The 17876-nt window shown below is 69.4% G+C and carries 16 protein-coding genes and 2 pseudogenes; 16 read left to right on the top strand and 2 right to left on the bottom strand.

All coding sequences use genetic code 11. The annotated features are described in order from the left end of the window. Positions 1 to 93 precede the first annotated feature (93 nt). Entirely contained in the window at positions 94 to 807 is a 714-nt protein-coding gene (locus tag G5C60_RS29180; RefSeq protein ID WP_165263917.1) for an MBL fold metallo-hydrolase, read from the top strand. Positions 808 to 819: 12 nt separating this feature from the next. Further along, complete coding sequence (gene hisS / locus G5C60_RS29175; RefSeq protein WP_165263916.1) at positions 820 to 2082, top strand: histidine--tRNA ligase; 1263 nt, start codon at positions 820 to 822, stop codon at positions 2080 to 2082. Between the two features lie 125 nt (positions 2083 to 2207). On the opposite strand, the pseudogene G5C60_RS29170 reads toward hisS, so the two are convergent. After that, positions 2208 to 2564: pseudogene (locus tag G5C60_RS29170) on the bottom strand (ABC transporter permease); the annotation flags it as partial. Further along, a pseudogene (locus G5C60_RS29165) lies at positions 2561 to 3356 on the bottom strand (ABC transporter ATP-binding protein). The pseudogenes G5C60_RS29170 and G5C60_RS29165, both read right to left, overlap by 4 nt. Positions 3357 to 3496: 140 nt before the next feature. On the opposite strand from G5C60_RS29165, the gene G5C60_RS29160 reads away from it, so the two are divergent. The 14 genes from G5C60_RS29160 (at position 3497) to G5C60_RS29095 (ending at position 17817) form a co-directional block, all read left to right on the top strand. Continuing rightward, entirely contained in the window at positions 3497 to 4138 is a 642-nt protein-coding gene (locus tag G5C60_RS29160) for a vitamin K epoxide reductase family protein (protein WP_165263915.1), read from the top strand. Between the two features lie 70 nt (positions 4139 to 4208). Continuing rightward, positions 4209 to 5564, top strand: a complete 1356-nt coding sequence (locus tag G5C60_RS29155; RefSeq protein ID WP_165263914.1) for an AAA family ATPase — start codon at positions 4209 to 4211, stop codon at positions 5562 to 5564. A gap of 360 nt (positions 5565 to 5924) precedes the next feature. Beyond that, positions 5925 to 6539, top strand: coding sequence for a 30S ribosomal protein S4 (gene rpsD, locus G5C60_RS29150; RefSeq protein WP_033324931.1), 615 nt, complete (start codon positions 5925 to 5927; stop codon positions 6537 to 6539). Positions 6540 to 6760: 221 nt separating this feature from the next. After that, positions 6761 to 7207, top strand: coding sequence for a DUF948 domain-containing protein (locus G5C60_RS29145; RefSeq protein ID WP_165263913.1), 447 nt, complete (start codon positions 6761 to 6763; stop codon positions 7205 to 7207). A gap of 7 nt (positions 7208 to 7214) precedes the next feature. Further along, the gene (locus tag G5C60_RS29140; RefSeq protein ID WP_165263912.1) at positions 7215 to 7571 is read left to right on the top strand and encodes a DUF6167 family protein; all 357 of its coding nucleotides are present in this window, start codon (positions 7215 to 7217) and stop codon (positions 7569 to 7571) included. Next, positions 7571 to 10243, top strand: coding sequence for an alanine--tRNA ligase (gene alaS, locus G5C60_RS29135; RefSeq protein ID WP_165263911.1), 2673 nt, complete (start codon positions 7571 to 7573; stop codon positions 10241 to 10243). The genes G5C60_RS29140 and alaS overlap by 1 nt, the downstream gene beginning before the upstream one ends. Before the next feature lie 17 nt (positions 10244 to 10260). Beyond that, entirely contained in the window at positions 10261 to 10725 is a 465-nt protein-coding gene (gene ruvX, locus G5C60_RS29130) for a Holliday junction resolvase RuvX (protein WP_165263910.1), read from the top strand. Positions 10726 to 10848: 123 nt separating this feature from the next. Further along, entirely contained in the window at positions 10849 to 12600 is a 1752-nt protein-coding gene (gene mltG, locus G5C60_RS29125; RefSeq protein ID WP_165263909.1) for an endolytic transglycosylase MltG, read from the top strand. Continuing rightward, a complete protein-coding gene (locus G5C60_RS29120; RefSeq protein WP_165263908.1) occupies positions 12581 to 13420 on the top strand; it encodes a shikimate dehydrogenase in 840 nt (279 codons plus the stop codon). The genes mltG and G5C60_RS29120 overlap by 20 nt, the downstream gene beginning before the upstream one ends. A gap of 45 nt (positions 13421 to 13465) precedes the next feature. Then, positions 13466 to 13726, top strand: a complete 261-nt coding sequence (locus G5C60_RS29115) for a hypothetical protein (protein WP_165263907.1) — start codon at positions 13466 to 13468, stop codon at positions 13724 to 13726. Positions 13727 to 13895: 169 nt separating this feature from the next. Next, complete coding sequence (aroC, locus tag G5C60_RS29110) at positions 13896 to 15080, top strand: chorismate synthase (RefSeq protein ID WP_165263906.1); 1185 nt, start codon at positions 13896 to 13898, stop codon at positions 15078 to 15080. Further along, positions 15077 to 15595, top strand: a complete 519-nt coding sequence (locus G5C60_RS29105) for a shikimate kinase (RefSeq protein ID WP_165263905.1) — start codon at positions 15077 to 15079, stop codon at positions 15593 to 15595. The genes aroC and G5C60_RS29105 overlap by 4 nt, the downstream gene beginning before the upstream one ends. Next, complete coding sequence (aroB, locus tag G5C60_RS29100) at positions 15592 to 16692, top strand: 3-dehydroquinate synthase (protein WP_165263904.1); 1101 nt, start codon at positions 15592 to 15594, stop codon at positions 16690 to 16692. Before G5C60_RS29105 ends, aroB begins: the two co-directional genes overlap by 4 nt. A 288-nt stretch (positions 16693 to 16980) precedes the next feature. After that, on the top strand, positions 16981 to 17817 hold the full coding sequence (locus tag G5C60_RS29095) for a Pro-rich N-terminal domain-containing protein (protein ID WP_165263903.1): 837 nt from the start codon (positions 16981 to 16983) through the stop codon (positions 17815 to 17817). The last annotated feature ends 59 nt before the right edge of the window (positions 17818 to 17876 follow it).

The raw sequence follows: 17876 nt of genomic DNA, 5'->3' as shown, positions 1-17876 counted from the left end.
CCCGTACCGTATATGGGTTCGCTGTGGTTCCGGCAGCGCCGGTAGGCTCTGGTCCACAGTCACCCGCCCCGTACGACATACCGAAGGACGATCGTGCTCATTGCCGGGTTCCCCGCCGGGGCCTGGGGCACCAACTGTTACCTGGTCGCCCCCGCCGCAGGCGAGGAGTGCGTGATCATCGACCCGGGCCATCAGGCCGCCCAGGGAGTCGAGGACGCACTTCACAAGCATCGGCTCAAGCCCGTCGCGGTCATCCTCACCCATGGCCATATCGACCATGTGGCCTCGGTGGTCCCGGTGTGCGGCGCGCACGACGTACCGGCCTGGATCCACCCCGAGGACCGGTTCATGATGAGCGACCCGGAGAGGGCGCTCGGCCGTTCCATCGGAATGCCGCTGATGGGCGAGCTGACCGTGGGGGAGCCGGACGACGTTCACGAGCTGGCCGACGGCGTGCAGCTGGAGCTGGCCGGTCTTGAGCTGTCCGTGGCGCACGCGCCCGGCCATACGAAGGGGTCGGTGGCCTTCCGGATGCCCGAGAGCGCGGAGATCCCGTCCGTGTTCTTCTCCGGGGATCTGCTCTTCGCCGGCTCCATCGGACGCACCGACCTGCCGGGCGGTGACATGGCCGAGATGCTCGACTCGCTGGCCCGCGTGTGCCTGCCGCTCGACGACTCGACCGTGGTGCTGTCCGGCCACGGCCCCCAGACCACCATCGGCCAGGAGCGCGCCACCAACCCGTATCTGCGGCAGGTGGCCTCCGGCATGGGAGCGGACCCCGCATCCGCTCCTCGACGAGGAATGTGACGAGAGACTTCCGTGAGCACCTTCAAGGCCCCCAAGGGCACGTACGACCTGATCCCGCCCGACAGCGCGAGGTATCTCGCCGTGCGCGAGGCGATCGCCGCGCCGCTGCGCAACTCCGGCTACGGCTACATCGAGACGCCGGGCTTCGAGAACGTGGAACTCTTCGCCCGCGGTGTCGGTGAGTCCACCGACATCGTGACCAAGGAGATGTACGCCTTCGAGACCAAGGGCGGCGACAAGCTCGCGCTGCGCCCCGAGGGCACGGCTTCCGTGCTGCGCGCCGCACTCGAGGCCAATCTCCACAAGCTGGGCAACCTGCCGGTCAAGCTCTGGTACTCGGGCTCGTACTACCGCTATGAGCGCCCCCAGAAGGGCCGGTACCGGCACTTCTCCCAGGTCGGTGCCGAGGCGATCGGCGCCGAGGACCCCGCTCTCGACGCCGAGTTGATCATCCTGGCCGATCAGGCGTACCGCTCCCTGGGCCTGCGCAACTTCCGGATCCTGCTCAACTCGTTGGGCGACAAGGAGTGCCGGCCCGTCTACCGGGCGGCTCTGCAGGACTTCCTGCGCGGCCTGAACCTGGACGAGGACACCCTCCGTCGTGCCGAGATCAACCCCCTCCGCGTACTCGACGACAAGCGCGACGACGTTCAGAAGCAGCTCGTGGGGGCGCCGTTGCTGCGCGACTTCCTGTGCGACGCGTGCAAGGCGTACCACGAGGAGGTGCGTGAGCTGATCACGGCCGCGGGCGTCTCCTTCGAGGACGACCCGAAGCTCGTGCGCGGCCTGGACTACTACACGCGCACCACCTTCGAGTTCGTGCACGACGGGCTCGGTTCGCAGTCCGCTGTAGGCGGCGGCGGTCGTTACGACGGCCTCTCCGAGATGCTCGGCGGGCCCGCGCTGCCGTCGGTCGGCTGGGCGTTGGGCGTCGACCGTACGGTCCTCGCGCTGGAGGCGGAGGGCGTCGAGCTCGAACTGCCCGCGCCCACCAGTGTGTTCGCGGTGCCGCTCGGCGAGGAGGCTCGCCGGGTGCTCTTCGGCGTCGTCAACGAGCTGCGCAAGGTCGGGGTCGCGGCGGACTTCTCGTACGGCGGGAAGGGGCTCAAGGGGGCGATGAAGAGCGCGAACCGGAGTGGGGCGCGGTATGCCGTCGTCGCCGGCGAGCGTGACCTCTCCGAGGGCGTCGTCCAGCTCAAGGACATGGAGTCCGGGGAGCAGGACGCCGTCAGGGTGAACGAGATCGTGGCGGAACTGGAGGCAAGGCTGGGCTGAGGCCGACCTTCGGTTTAGGGGCCGGGCTTTCGCTTCAGGGGGGCTTCGCTTCAGAGGGCGGAGCCCCTCGGTCATCCGTCGCGCAGGTTCTTCTCCGGGGTGTACATCCCCGTCGACGCCATTCGGAAGTACGCGGCCGGTGGCATCGGCGTGCCGCGCAGCCGCCGCAGCACCTTCTCGTCCCGCTCGATCGCGATGGTGATGCCGAGCGACTGGAAGCTGGTCGACATGATGCCGGCGGCCATCATCGCCGGGACGTAGAGCTGCGAGGCGGTGATGCCCGCACCCTCCACGTCGTCGCTGAAGATCGACGCGAACAGGAAGAGGAAGACGACCGGGAAGGCGAAGGTGAACACCACCTGGTCGCGTCGGCGGAAGAACTGCTTGAGCTCCAGAGCGCCCTGCCGCAGTCCGAGCCTCCACGCTCCGGGGAGCCGTTCGGCGGTGGCGTTGCCGAGGGTGCGTACGGGCGTCGTGGTCATCGCGCGTCCTCCTGCCCGGTCAGTCGCAGATAGACGTCTTCCAACGTGGGGCGGCCGACCCGCAGACCCGGGATCTGTCCGTCGAAGCGGTGCATCAGCTCGGCGACCGTGCGCGTGGGCGTTGCCGTGCGCTCGCCGCGCGGGTGCCGTCGGGCTCCGACCACTCGACGACGGCCTCGGTGCCGCAGCGGTCGCGCAGCGCGGCCGGTTCGCCCTCGGCGACCACACGTCCCTGGGCGATGAACGCCAGCCGGTGCGCGAGCGCCTCCGCCTCCTCCAGGTAGTGCGTGGTCAGCAGGATGGTCGTGCCCTCCTCCGCCAGCTTGCGGATCAGTTCCCAGAACTGCCGGCGTGCCGCCGGGTCGAACCCGGTCGTCGGCTCGTCCAGAAGCAGCAGTTCAGGACCGCCGATCACCCCCAGCGCCACATCCAGCCGCCGTCGCCGGCCGCCCGACAGCGACTTGATCCGGCTGCCCGCCTTCTCCTCCAGGCCGACAAGACCGATGACCTGCTCCAGGTCACGCGGCTTTGGGTAATACCGGGCGAAATGCCGCACGATTTCGCGCACCGTCAACTCGGCGGGCGCGGATTCGTCCTGCCAGACGATGCCGACACGCGAGCGCCACGCGCGCGTGGCCGTCGCCGGATCGGTGCCGAGCACGGAGACCTCGCCCGCGTCCCGGGCGCGACCCTGCCGGTTGCGAGATCGATGCCGTCGACGGCGGTCACGTGCCCGTACCGCTTGCGCAGCCCCCGTACGTCCACCGCGAGCCCGTTCGCATGCGCTGTCATGCCTCAAGCGTCCCGTCGAAGCGAACGTTCCGGGACGACCGTGCGTACTTCCTTATGTCCATTGAACGGTGGATACGCGCGCGCGTGCGGCACAATGACCGTGCCCGTCGACCCCCCCCACAAGCTACGGAAACGGCGTGATGAGCAAGACGACAGTCAGGGAAGGCGTCTCCGTCGGCCAGGCACGTGCCGACGCCCCGCCACGGTCGGTGGGCGGCAGTCGTGCGTTCGCCCTCCTGCTGGTGATCACGGGCGCGGCCGGGCTGCTGGCCTCCTGGGTCATCACCATCGACAAGTTCAAGCTCCTGGAAGACCCGAACTTCACGCCGGGCTGCAGCCTGAACCCGGTGGTCTCCTGCGGCAACATCATGAAGAGCGACCAGGCCTCGGCCTTCGGGTTCCCCAACCCGATGCTGGGTCTCGTCACGTACGCCATCGTGATCGGCGTCGGCATGAGCCTTCTGGGCCGGGCCACCTTCCCGCGCTGGTACTGGCTGACCTTCAACGCGGGCACGCTCTTCGGCGTCGGCTTCTGCACCTGGCTCATGTACCAGTCGCTCTACAACATCAACTCGCTCTGCCTGTGGTGCTGCCTCGCCTGGGTCGCCACGATCGTCATGTTCTGGTCCGTGACCGCCTTCAACGTCCGTCAGGGGTTCCTGCCCGCGCCGGACTGGCTGAAGGGCTTCTTCGGCGAGTTCGCCTGGGTGCTGCCCGTGCTGCACATCGGGATCATCGGCATGCTGATCCTGACCCGCTGGTGGGACTTCTGGACCAGCTGACGGACGGGCCGAGCGGACCGTCCGACCGCGACTCGGGGCGTTGTCAGTGGCGTGACATAGGGTTTTCCCCGTGGAGCCCGACCTGTTCACCGCCGCAGCAGAAGAACGCCAGGAGAAGGACCCGTCCAGCAGCCCCCTGGCAGTACGGATGCGCCCGCGCACCCTCGACGAAGTCGTGGGCCAGCAGCATCTGCTGAAGCCGGGCTCGCCCCTGCGCAGACTGGTCGGCGAAGGGGCCGGAGGCCCGGCCGGACCGTCCTCGGTGATCCTGTGGGGTCCGCCCGGCACCGGCAAGACGACCCTCGCGTACGTCGTCTCCAAGGCCACCAACAAGCGCTTCGTGGAGCTCTCCGCGATCACCGCGGGCGTCAAGGAGGTCCGCACGGTCATCGACGGCGCCCGCCGCGCCACCGGAGGCTTCGGCAAGGAGACCGTCCTCTTCCTGGACGAGATCCACCGCTTCAGCAAGGCCCAGCAGGACTCCCTCCTCCCGGCCGTCGAGAACCGCTGGGTGACGCTGATCGCCGCGACCACCGAGAATCCGTACTTCTCGGTGATCTCACCCCTCCTCTCCCGCTCCCTGCTCCTCACCCTCGAACCACTCACGGACGACGACCTGCGCGGCCTCATCAAGCGCGCGCTGTCCGACGAGCGCGGCCTGAAGGAGGCCGTCACCCTCCCCGAGGACACCGAGGAGCACCTGCTGCGCATCGCAGGCGGTGACGCCCGCCGCGCCCTGACCGCCCTGGAGGCCGCGGCCGGCTCCACGCTCGACAAGAGCGAGACGGAAGTGACCCTCCAGACCCTGGAGGAGACCGTCGACCGCGCCGCCGTGAAGTACGACCGCGACGGCGACCAGCACTACGACGTGGCGAGCGCCCTGATCAAGTCCATCCGCGGCTCCGACGTGGACGCCGCGCTGCACTACCTGGCCCGGATGATCGAGGCCGGCGAGGACCCCCGCTTCATCGCCCGCCGGCTGATGATCTCCGCCAGCGAGGACATCGGCCTCGCCGATCCGAACGCGCTGCCCATAGCCGTCGCCGCCGCCCAGGCAGTCGCCATGATCGGCTTCCCCGAGGCCGCGCTCACCCTCAGCCACGCCACCATCGCCCTCGCGCTGGCTCCCAAGTCCAACGCCGCGACGACGGCGATCGGCGCCGCCATGGAAGACGTACGAAAAGGTCATGCGGGCCCCGTGCCGCCGCACCTGCAAGACGGGCACTACAAGGGCGCGGCCAAGCTCGGGCACGCGCAGGGGTATGTGTATCCGCACGACCTGCCCGAGGGGATCGCGGCCCAGCAGTACGCCCCGGACGAGCTCAAGGACCGGGAGTACTACACGCCCACCAGGCACGGCGCCGAGGCGCGCTACGCGGACGCCGTGGAGTGGACCAGGAAGCGCCTCGGCCGAGGGCGCTCCTGACCACTCCCGGCCACCCTGTAAGATGACTCGAAGCGCTGCGTCCCGTGTCCGGCACCTCAAAAAGGGGTCGGCATCACCAGAACGGGACATCCAGCCGGAATCCTTCGCCGAAAGGCAGAGGGATCCAGGAGCGTCGCGCACCGTCGAACGGTGTCGCGGGCAGCCCACCACCCCCCGGTCTCCCGGAGCGGTCGGTGGGCCACTCGCGTGCTGCACGTATGTGCCCAGACCAGGGAGCGGCTGCCCGCCCCGTCCACACGGACTTCCGTACGGACGAAGCGGGTTTCCCAGGCTGCGGATGCGACCTCCCCTAACCCTGGTGAAGCCGTATTCGCATAAGAAACACGAGGTGTTTGGTTCATGGCGAACCAGTCCCGCCCCAAGGTCAAGAAGTCGCGTGCCCTCGGTATCGCGCTGACCCCGAAGGCCGTCAAGTACTTCGAGGCCCGCCCCTACCCGCCGGGCGAGCACGGCCGCGGCCGCAAGCAGAACTCGGACTACAAGGTCCGTCTGCTCGAGAAGCAGCGCCTGCGCGCGCAGTACGACGTGTCCGAGCGCCAGCTCGTCCGCGCCTACGAGCGTGCCGCCAAGACGCAGGGCAAGACCGGTGAGGCGCTGGTCATCGAGCTCGAGCGCCGTCTCGACGCGCTGGTCCTTCGTTCGGGCATCGCCCGCACGATCTACCAGGCCCGCCAGATGGTCACCCACGGCCACATCGAGGTCAACGGCCACAAGGTCGACAAGCCGTCCTTCCGCGTCAAGCCCGACGACGTCGTGATGGTCCGCGAGCGCAGCCGCCAGAAGCCGCTGTTCGAGGTGGCCCGCGAGGGTGGCTTCGCCCCCGACGGCGAGACCCCGCGCTACCTCCAGGTGAACCTCCGCGCCCTGGCCTTCCGCCTGGACCGCGAGCCGAACCGCAAGGAGATCCCGGTGATCTGCGACGAGCAGCTCGTCGTCGAGTACTACGCCCGCTGATCACTTCTCCGCGGACGTAGCACCACCTGTGCGCCGGCCCGTCGTCTCCCCGCCCTCACCGGTGGGAGACGGCGGGCTTTCGCGCATCCGCGGACGGCCGGGCCTAATCCGGTACGGAGCGGCAGCCCCGGCGCGATAGGCTCGGGAGACGACTTTTTTCGATGTTCAGGCATCGATGTCCAGCACGGAATCCAGCACGAAATCCAGGGAGCGGGTGCGCAGTGTCCGGTGGAGAGGTGGCCGGGATCCTGGTGGCCGTCTTCTGGGCGATCCTGGTCTCCTTCCTCGCGGTGGCTCTCGCGAGGCTGGCCCAGACGCTCAGGGCGACCACCAAGCTCGTCGCGGACGTGACCGACCAGGCCGTCCCGCTCCTGGCAGACGCCTCCGCGGCGGTGCGCTCCGCGCAGACCCAGATCGACCGGGTCGACGCCATCGCCTCGGACGTCCAGGAGGTCACGTCGAACGCGTCGGCGCTCTCCACGACCGTCGCGTCCACCTTCGGCGGCCCGCTGGTGAAGGTAGCGGCGTTCGGCTACGGCGTGCGCCGGGCCATCGGCGGCCGCCGTGAGGACACGCCCGCCAAGCAGGCGCGGCGTACCGTGATCGTGGGCCGCACCGTCCCGTCCGCGCGGCGGGGGAAGCGGAACACCCGGGGCAAGAAGGACTGACGCAGCGATGTTCCGCCGTACGTTCTGGTTCACGGCCGGCGCAGCCGCCGGGGTGTGGGCCACCACCAAGGTCAACCGCAAGCTCAAGCAGCTGACGCCCGAGAGCCTCGCGACCCAGGCCGCGGGCAAGGCGGTCGAAGCGGGCCACCGGCTCAAGGACTTCGCGCTCGACGTCCGCGACGGCATGGCCCAGCGCGAGGCCGAACTCGGCGAGGTGCTCGGGCTGAACGACCAGCCGGGCGCCGAACTCCCGGCCCCCAGGCGCGTCGCCGCGATCGAGAACACCAACGACCCGAAGTACAGCAAGAACCCGACGTACGTCGAGGGGTCGACGTACTCGTACAACCGGAATGAGGACCACTGATGGAGTCGGCTGAGATTCGCCGCCGCTGGCTGAGCTTCTTCGAGGAGCGCGGGCACACCGTCGTCCCTTCGGCGTCGCTCATCGCGGACGACCCGACTCTGCTCCTGGTCAACGCGGGCATGGTCCCTTTCAAGCCGTACTTCCTCGGTGAGGTCAAGCCGCCCTACTCGCGCGCCACCAGCGTGCAGAAGTGCGTGCGCACACCCGATATCGAAGAGGTCGGCAAGACCACCCGGCACGGCACCTTCTTCCAGATGTGCGGCAACTTCTCCTTCGGGGACTACTTCAAGGAAGGCGCCATCAAGTACGCCTGGGAGCTGCTTACTTCGCCCCAGGACAAGGGTGGTTACGGGCTCGACCCGGAGCGCCTTTGGGTGACGGTCTACCTCGACGACGACGAGGCCGAGACCATCTGGCGCGAGAAGGTCGGAGTCCCGGCCGAGCGCATCCAGCGCCTGGGCAAGAAGGACAACTACTGGTCCATGGGCGTCCCGGGCCCGTGCGGCCCGTGTTCCGAGATCAACTACGACCGCGGTCCGGAGTTCGGCGAAGAGGGCGGCCCCGCCGTCAACGACGAGCGGTACGTGGAGATCTGGAACCTCGTCTTCATGCAGTACGAGCGCGGCGAGGGCACCTCGAAGGAGGACTTCGAGATTCTCGGCGAGCTGCCCAGCAAGAACATCGACACCGGCCTCGGTTTCGAACGCCTCGCCATGATTCTGCAGGGCGTGCAGAACATGTACGAGATCGACACCTCCATGGCCGTCATCAACAAGGCCACCCAGCTGACCGGCGTCCGCTACGGCGACGCCCACGACAGCGACGTGTCCCTGCGCGTGGTCACCGACCACATCCGTACGTCCGTGATGCTCATCGGCGACGGCGTCACGCCCGGCAACGAGGGCCGCGGCTACGTCCTGCGCCGAATCATGCGCCGCGCCATCCGCAACATGCGCCTGCTCGGTGCCACCGGCCCGGTCGTCCAGGACCTGATCGACGTCGTGATCGAGATGATGGGCCAGCAGTACCCGGAGCTCATCACCGACCGCCGGCGCATCGAGACGGTCGCCCTCGCCGAGGAGGCCGCCTTCCTCAAGACGCTGAAGGCCGGCACGAACATCCTCGACACCGCCGTCACGGAGACCAAGGCCACCGGCGGCACGGTCCTGGCCGGCGACAAGGCCTTCCTGCTCCACGACACCTGGGGCTTCCCGATCGACCTCACCCTCGAAATGGCCGCCGAGCAGGGCCTTTCGGTGGACGAGGACGGCTTCCGGCGCCTGATGAAGGAGCAGCGGGAGCGCGCCAAGGCCGACGCCAAGGCCAAGAAGACCGGCCACGCCGACCTGGGCGCCTACCGTGAGATCGCCGACAACTCGGGCGAGACCGACTTCATCGGCTACTCGCACACCGAGGGCGAGTCGAAGATCGTCGGCATCCTCGTCGACGGCGTCTCGTCCCCCGCCGCCACCGAGGGCGACGAGGTCGAGATCGTCCTCGACCGCACCCCCTTCTACGCCGAGGGCGGCGGCCAGATCGGCGACACCGGGCGCATCAAGGTCGACTCCGGTGCCGTCATTGAGGTCCGCGACTGCCAGAAGCCGGTCCCGGGCGTGTACGTCCACAAGGGCGTCGTCCAGGTCGGCGAGGTCACCGTCGGCGCCGCCGCCCAGGCCGTCATCGACGTACGCCGCCGCAAGGCCATCGCCCGCGCCCACTCGGCCACGCACCTCACGCACCAGGCCCTGCGCGACGCCCTCGGCCCGACGGCCGCCCAGGCCGGTTCCGAGAACCAGCCGGGACGCTTCCGCTTCGACTTCGGCTCCCCGTCCGCCGTTCCGACGACCGTGATGACGGACGTCGAGCAGCAGATCAACGAGGTGCTCGCCCGGGACCTCGACGTCCGGGCCGATGTCATGAGCATCGACGAGGCCAAGAAGCAGGGCGCCATCGCCGAGTTCGGCGAGAAGTACGGTGACCGCGTGCGCGTCGTCACCATCGGCGACTTCTCCAAGGAACTGTGCGGCGGCACGCACGTCCACAACACCGCCCAGCTGGGCCTGGTGAAGCTGCTCGGCGAGTCGTCCATCGGCTCCGGTGTGCGCCGTATCGAGGCTCTGGTCGGCGTGGACGCGTACAACTTCCTCGCCCGTGAGCACACGGTCGTCGCCCAGCTCCAGGAGCTGGTCAAGGGCCGTCCCGAAGAGCTGCCGGAGAAGATCTCCGCCATGCTCGGCAAGCTGAAGGACGCCGAGAAGGAGATCGAGAAGTTCCGCGCGGAGAAGGTCCTCCAGGCCGCCGCCGGTCTCTCCCAGGGCGCCAAGGACGTGCGCGGTGTGGCCTTGGTCACCGGTCAGGTGCCGGACGGCACGACCGCCGACGACCTGCGCAAGCTGGTCCTCGACGTGCGTGGCCGCATCCAGGGCGGACGGGCCGCCGTCGTCGCCCTGTTCACGACGGTGGGCGGCAAGCCGCTGACGGTCATCGCCACCAACGAGGCCGCCCGCGAGCGCGGCCTCAAGGCCGGCGACCTGGTCCGTACGGCCGCCAAGACCCTCGGCGGCGGCGGTGGCGGCAAGCCGGACCTCGCCCAGGGCGGCGGCCAGAACCCGGCCGCCATCGGCGAGGCCGCCGACGCCGTCGAGCGCCTTGTGGCCGAGACGGCCAAGTGAGCGGAGACGAACGCGTCATGCGCCGCGGCCGTCGGCTCGCCATCGACGTCGGGGACGCCCGGATCGGGGTCGCCTCGTGCGACCCCGACGGGATCCTCGCCACCCCGGTGGAAACCGTCCCGGGCCGCGATGTCCCGGCCGCCCAGCGGCGGTTGAAGCAGCTGATCGAGGAGTACGAACCGATCGAGATCGTCGTCGGACTCCCTCGCTCCCTCAAGGGGGGCGAGGGCCCGGCCGCCGTCAAGGTCCGCGGCTTCGCCCAGGAATTGGCCCGCATGGTCGCTCCCGTTTCGGTCAGACTCGTGGACGAGAGGATGACCACAGTCACGGCCAGTCAGGGCCTGCGCGCCTCGGGCGTGAAGTCCAAGAAGGGCAGGTCCGTCATCGACCAGGCAGCCGCCGTGATCATCCTCCAGCAGGCGCTGGAATCCGAACGGGTGTCAGGTAAAGCTCCGGGCGATGGCGTCGAAGTGGTCATCTGATCGCGATACGGTAACGTTCCGCGCGATGCGGCGGCGTTCGAACAGCCACCGCACAGCAGAGAGGCGGACGGTAGTCGGGCCACCAGAGCCGCGCGACCGCCGCCTCGCGGCTCTAGGGGATCGATGACTGAGTATGGCCGGGGCCAAGGCTCCGAACCGTGGCATCCCGAGGACCCGTTGTTCGGGGACGGCGGATGGGAAGGACAGCAGGGCCAAGCGGCCCAGTCCTCCTACGGCGGCCAGCAGCAGCACTATTCGCAGCAGCCGCAACAGCAGCACAACCAGTACGGCGACTGGGGCACCGGCCAGCAGGCCGGCTACGACCAGGGGCAGCAGCACCATGCCCAGGGGCAGCAGCAGTACGGCGGCCAGGACCCGCATCAGTACCACGACCAGAACGGCCAGTACCAGGACCAGAGCGGCCAGTACCACGGTCAGGGCGGTCACGGGTATCCCGACCAGAACGGTCAGCAGTACAACGGCGGCTGGGACACCGGGCAGCAGGGTCAAGGCCCGTACGGCGCCGACCCCGGCGACCCGTACGGAGGCCAGCAGTCCGCGTACGGCGGTCAGCAGCCCGACTACTACGGGACCCCCGACGCATACCCGCCGCCTCAGCCCCCGAGCCGTCGTCAGGCCGAGCGTGAACCCGAGCCGCGGACCGACTGGGACCCGGGACCCGACCAGGGCGAGCACGCCTTCTTCGCGGGCGGTGGCGACGATGACGACGACTTCGACGACGACCCGTCGGACCGCAAGCGCGGCAAAGGAAAGGGCAAAGGCAAAGGCGGCAAGAAGCGCCGCAGTGGCTGCGCCTGCCTGGTCGTGACGCTCGTCTTCGCCGGTGGTATCGGCGGAGCCGGCTATTTCGGCTACCAGTTCTACCAAGACCGTTTCGGCGAGGCGCCGGACTTCGCGGGCGACGGCACCAGCCAGACAGTGATGGTCGAGATCGACAAGGGCTCTGGTGGCTACGAGATCGGCCAGAAGCTGAAGGCGGCGGGCGTGGTGAAGAGCGTCGACGCGTTCGTGTCCGCTCAGTCGGACAACCCCGAGGGGCAAAGGATCCAGGCCGGCGTCTATCTCCTCAACAAGGAGATGTCCGCCGAAAGCGCTGTGAATCTGATGCTCGATCCCAAGAGCCAGAACAACATGATCGTGGCGCCGGGTCAGCGCAACAACGCGGTCTACGCGGCGATCGACAAGAGGCTCGAGCTCGACAAGGGCACCACCGCGAACGTCGCCAAGAAGGAATACAAAAGCCTCGGGCTTCCCGACTGGGCGAACAGCAACGACGACATCAAGGATCCGCTGGAAGGTTTCCTTTACCCGCACACCTACGCCGCCGCAAAGGGTATGAAGCCCGAGGACGTCCTGAAGAAGATGGTCGCGCAGGCCAAGGCCAAGTACACCGAGTACGACCTGGAGGCCAAGGCCGAGGAACTCAAGCTGGACAATCCGCTCCAGGTCGTCACGGTCGCGAGCCTGGTCCAGGCCGAGGGCAAGACCAGCGACGACTACCGCAAGATGGCGGAGGTGGTCTACAACCGTCTCGACCTCGCCAACCCCGAGACCTACGGTGCCCTGCAGTTCGACTCGACCTTCAATTACCTGAAGAACGAGAGCAACATCGACATCAGCGAGTCGGAGATCAAGAGCAACAAGGACCCGTACAACACGTACACGAACAAGGGGCTGCCGCCCGGCCCGATCGGAAACCCGGGCGATGTCGCCATGAAGGCGACGCTCGATCCGACCGACGACGGCTGGTACTACTTCGTGGCGACCGACGGTGTGGCCAAGACCGAATTCGCCAAGACGCATGACGAATTCCAGAAGCTCAAGGACAAGTTCAATGAGCGCTCGGGCGGCTGACGCCCGCCGGGCCGCCGTGCTCGGCAAACCCATCGCCCACTCTCTCTCCCCGGTGCTGCACCGCGCCGCGTACGAGGAACTGGGCCTGGGCGACTGGTCGTACGACCGTTTCGAGATCGACGAGGAAGCGCTGCCGGGGTTCTTCGAGCGGCTCGGGCCCGAGTGGGCGGGGCTTTCGCTGACGATGCCGTTGAAGCGTGCGGTGATTCCACTGCTCGACGAGATCAGCGACACCGCGGCCTCGGTCGAGGCGGTCAACACCGTCGTGTTCGCCGAGGACGGGCGGCGCTTCGGCGACAACACCGACATCCCCGGCATGGTCGCCGCCCTGCGGGAGCGCGGCATCGAACAGGCCGAGTCCGCCGCCATCCTCGGCGCCGGCGCCACCGCTTCCTCCGCGCTGGCCGCCGTCTCGCGCATCTGCCCGGGCGAGATCGTCGCGTACGTCCGCAGTGAGGCGCGCGCCGCCGAGATGCGGCAGTGGAGCGAGCGCCTGGAGGTCGAGGTACGCATCGCGGACTGGGCGGACGCCGAGCGGGCGCTGCGTGCGCCGCTGGTGGTCGCCACGACCCCGGCGGGCGCCACCGATGCCCTCGCCTCCGCCGTCCCCGAGCGCCCCGCCACACTCTTCGACGTGCTGTACGACCCGTGGCCGACCGCGCTCGCCGCCCGCTGGTCCGCGTACGGCGGCGCCGTCGTCAGCGGCCTCGACCTGCTCGTGCACCAGGCGGTACTCCAGGTCGAGCAGATGACGGGCCGGACGCCGGCCCCGCTGGACGCCATGCGAAAAGCGGGGGAGCACGCCCTCGCCCGACGTTAGGATTCTTTCCGGTTCCGCAGGGGGCGGGACCGAGGGGGAATCTTCATGACCACGCAGGCTTCCTGGAAGACGGAAATCTTCCAGGCCACGCTGAATTTCCTGCCGGACTGGCTGCAGTACACGGCAATAGGGCTGGCGGTCGGCGGCTTTCTCGTTTTCCAGGTCGTCAAGTGGCGCCGTGGACGCGCCCTGCGACGAGCGCTCGGCCCGATCACGCCCATCCCCGATGTGCCGGACGGGGCGCGCGGCGCCGACTATCTCGGTGCGTACGCTCCCCAGCAGCCGCGCAACGACGCCACGACCTGATCCAGTCGCGTCCGCCTGATGGACCAGCGGCCGGTTCCCAGGGCCGGACGTGGGAGGATCGGAAGTGGCGGGCCAGGGCCGCGCACCCGGTCGCGCCGTCGCCGTACGCGAGGACGCGCGTAGGCACAGGCAGTACGCAGTACCAGGGCGCGAGTATCGAGGAGCACCGTTGAGCAGGTTGCGCTGGCTGACCGCGGGGGAGTCCCACGGTCCCGCACTTGTCGCGACGCTGGAGGGTCTTCCCGCCGGCGTGCCGATCACCACGGACATGGTGGCGGACCACCTGGCGAGGCGGCGCCTTGGCTATGGGCGTGGCGCGCGGATGAAGTTCGAGCGCGACGAGGTCACCTTCCTGGGCGGGGTCCGGCACGGGCTGACCCTCGGCTCCCCGGTCGCGGTCATGGTGGGCAACACCGAGTGGCCGAAATGGGAGCAGGTCATGGCGGCCGACCCCGTGGACCCGGCCGTGCTCGCCGAGCTGGCGCGCAACGCGCCGCTGACCCGGCCCCGGCCCGGCCACGCGGACCTGGCGGGCATGCAGAAGTACGGCTTCGACGAGGCCCGGCCGATCCTGGAGCGGGCCAGTGCGCGGGAGACCGCGGCCCGCGTCGCGCTGGGTGCGGTGGCGCGCTCGTACCTGAAGGAGACGGCCGGGATCGAGATCGTCTCGCACGTCATCGAGCTGGCCGCGGCGAAGGCTCCGTACGGCGTCTACCCGAAGCCCTCGGACGTCGAGAAGCTGGACGCGGACCCGGTGCGGTGCCTGGACGCGGACGCGTCGAAAGCGATGGTCGCGGAGATCGACCAGGCCCACAAGGACGGCGACACCCTCGGCGGTGTGGTCGAGGTGCTGGCGTACGGGGTGCCGGTGGGCCTGGGCTCGCATGTGCACTGGGACCGGCGGCTTGACGCCCGGCTGGCGGCCGCGCTGATGGGTATCCAGGCCATCAAGGGCGTCGAGGTCGGCGACGGCTTCGACCTGGCGCGGGTGCCGGGCTCGAAGGCACACGACGAGATCGTGCAGACCGAAGAGGGCATCAAGCGGGCCTCGGGCCGCTCCGGCGGTACCGAGGGCGGGCTGACCACCGGTGAGCTGCTGCGGGTGCGCGCCGCGATGAAGCCGATCGCGACCGTGCCGCGTGCGTTGGCCACCATCGATGTGGTGACCGGTGAGGCGGCCAAGGCGCACCACCAGCGCTCGGACGTGTGCGCGGTCCCGGCCGCGGGCATCGTGGCGGAGGCGATGGTGGCGCTGGTGCTGGCGGACGCCGTGGCGGAGAAGTTCGCCGGCGACAGCGTCACCGAGACGCGGCGCAATGTCACCTCGTACCTCGAGAACCTGGTGATCCGATGAGCGCAGGACCTGTGGTCGTGCTCGTCGGCCCCATGGGCGTGGGCAAGTCGACGGTGGGCTCGCTGGTCGCGGAGCGGCTCGGCTGCGATTACCGGGACACCGACGAGGACATCGTGGCCGCCGAAGGACGCACCATCGCGGACATCTTCGTCGAGGAGGGCGAGCCCGTCTTCCGGGCGATCGAGAAGCGCGCGGTGCACCAGGCGCTGGCCGAGCACGAGGGTGTACTCGCCCTGGGCGGCGGCTCGATCCTCGACGCCGACACCCGGGCGCTGCTGGCCGGCCTCCCGGTCGTGTACCTGTCGATGGATGTCGAGGAGGCGGTCAAGCGCACCGGTCTCAACGCCGCCCGGCCGCTGCTCGCCGTCAACCCGCGCCGCCAGTGGCGCGATCTGATGGAGGCGCGCCGCCATCTGTACACCGAAGTCGCCCGTGCGGTCGTCGCCACCGACGGCCGCGCCCCGGAGGAGGTCGCCCAAGCGGTCCTCGACGCCTTGGAGTTGAAGCAGGCATGAGCGAGCAGGACCAGACGGTGACCCGGATCCAGGTCGGCGGCACGGCCGGCACCGAGCCGTACGAGGTGCTGGTGGGCCGTCAACTCCTCGGCGAACTGGGTGAGTTGATCGGCCGACGAGCCAAGCGGATCGCTGTCGTCCACCCGGAGGCGCTGGCCGAGACCGGCGAGGCGCTGCGGGCCGACCTGGCGGGGCAGGGCTTCGATGCGGTGGCCATCCAGGTGCCCAACGCGGAGGAGGCCAAGACGGCCGAGGTCGCCGCGTACTGCTGGAAGGCGCTGGGCCAGTCCGGCTTCACCCGGACCGACGTGATCGTCGGGGTGGGCGGCGGCTCGACGACCGACCTGGCCGGGTTCGTGGCCGCGAGCTGGCTGCGCGGGGTCCGCTGGATCGCCGTCCCCACCACTGTGCTGGCCATGGTGGACGCGGCGGTCGGCGGCAAGACCGGGATCAACACCGCCGAGGGCAAGAACCTGGTTGGCGCCTTCCACCCGCCGGCGGGCGTGCTGTGCGACCTGGCCGCGCTGGACTCCCTGCCCGTCAACGACTTCGTGTCCGGGCTCGCGGAGATCATCAAAGCCGGATTCATCGCCGACCCGCGGATCCTGGAACTGATCGAGGCCGATCCGGAAGGGGCGCGCAGCCCGGCAGGACCGCACACCGCGGAGCTGATCGAACGGTCCATCAAGGTCAAGGCCGAGGTGGTCTCCTCGGACCTCAAGGAGTCCGGGCTGCGGGAGATCCTCAACTACGGGCACACGCTGGGCCACGCCATCGAGAAGAACGAGCGCTACCAGTGGCGGCACGGCGCCGCGGTCGCCGTCGGCATGCACTTCGCCGCCGAACTCGGCCGTCTCGCGGGCCGGTTGGACGACGAGACCGCCGACCGGCACCGCACCATCCTCGAGTCCGTGGGCCTGCCGCTGCACTACCGCTACGACCAGTGGCCCAAGCTGCTGGAGAACATGAAGGTCGACAAGAAGTCCCGCGGCGACCTGTTGCGCTTCATCGTCCTGGACGGCCTGGCCAAGCCCACCGTCCTGGAGGGGCCCGACCCGGCCGTCCTCCTCGCCGCCTACGGCGAAGTGGGCGAATAGCTCGCTTCGGGCAGTGGTTGGGCTGATTTGCCTTGTGCCGCTGGGCACTTCGGACCGACCCTGGCCGTTCACCAAACGGCGGCCGGGGACGGTACCGTTCGGTAGGGAGCGGGGCAGGTGTCCCGCAGCCAGCGCCAATTGCCTGCCGCGAGTGAGCTGAAGGGCGCGTCGGTGTCGAGAGTGCGAGCGCGCGGAGGCCCGAAGGGTTGAGCACGGTCGGGCTCTCGACACCGACTGAGGCGCCCCGGAAGCGAGTGAGCCAAAAGACACGAGACGGAGTGGCACCGGATGCAGCACGCAGTGGGGTCTCCGCTGCCGCCGCCCCACCAGCCGGGCGGTCACCAGGGTGTCCCTATGGGTTCTCCCGCGGGTCCTGCCCCTGTGAACCCGCCGCCGGGTTTCGCCGGAACATCCGGGCCCGCCCCGCACCCTCCGGGCCACGCGCCCGCCCCGCATCACGTACCCGCGCCGCCGATGCCGGACACCACGGGTCACGTCCAGCTGCCGCCGGGCGGCCCCGTCGCGATGCCGAGCCCGCCGCCCGCCGCCGGCACGCCCGACCCCACGTCCACCACGCTCGCCGTCCTGCTCATCGGCCCCGCCGGCGCCGGCAAGACGAGCGTCGCCAAGTACTGGGCCGACCACCGCCGGGTGCCCACCGCGCACATCAGCCTCGACGACGTGCGTGAATGGGTGCGGTCGGGCTTCGCGGACCCGCAGTCGGGGTGGAACGACCACTCGGAGGCGCAGTATCGTCTCGCCCGCCGTACCTGCGGCTTCGCGGCCCGCAACTTCCTGGCCAACGGCATCTCGTGCATCCTCGACGACGCGGTTTTCCCGGACCGGCCGGTCGTCGGCCTCGGTGGCTGGAAGCGGCACGTCGGTCCCGGCTTGCTGCCGGTCGTGCTGCTTCCCGGCCTGGAGATAGTCCTGGAGCGCAACGCCGAGCGCTCCGGAAACCGCCGCCTCACCGATGAGGAAGTCGCCCGTATCCATGGCCGCATGGCCGGCTGGTACGGCTCCGGGCTCCCCATCATCGACAACTCCCAGCTGGACGTGCCCACCACTGCGCGTGTCCTCGATGACGTACTGGCGCGGTCCATTGCGAGCCCGCCGCAGTGGTGACCAGGGGGTTTCTTCGCCCCCGCCGCCCCTACCCGTCCCATCCGCGGGGGCTGCGCCCC

Origin of the sequence: Streptomyces scabichelini (genome assembly GCF_011045015.1) — a bacterium.
Lineage (GTDB): Bacteria > Actinomycetota > Actinomycetes > Streptomycetales > Streptomycetaceae > Streptomyces > Streptomyces scabichelini.
Note: the sequence above shows the minus strand (reverse complement) of the source record. Positions and strands in the feature narration are given on the sequence as shown.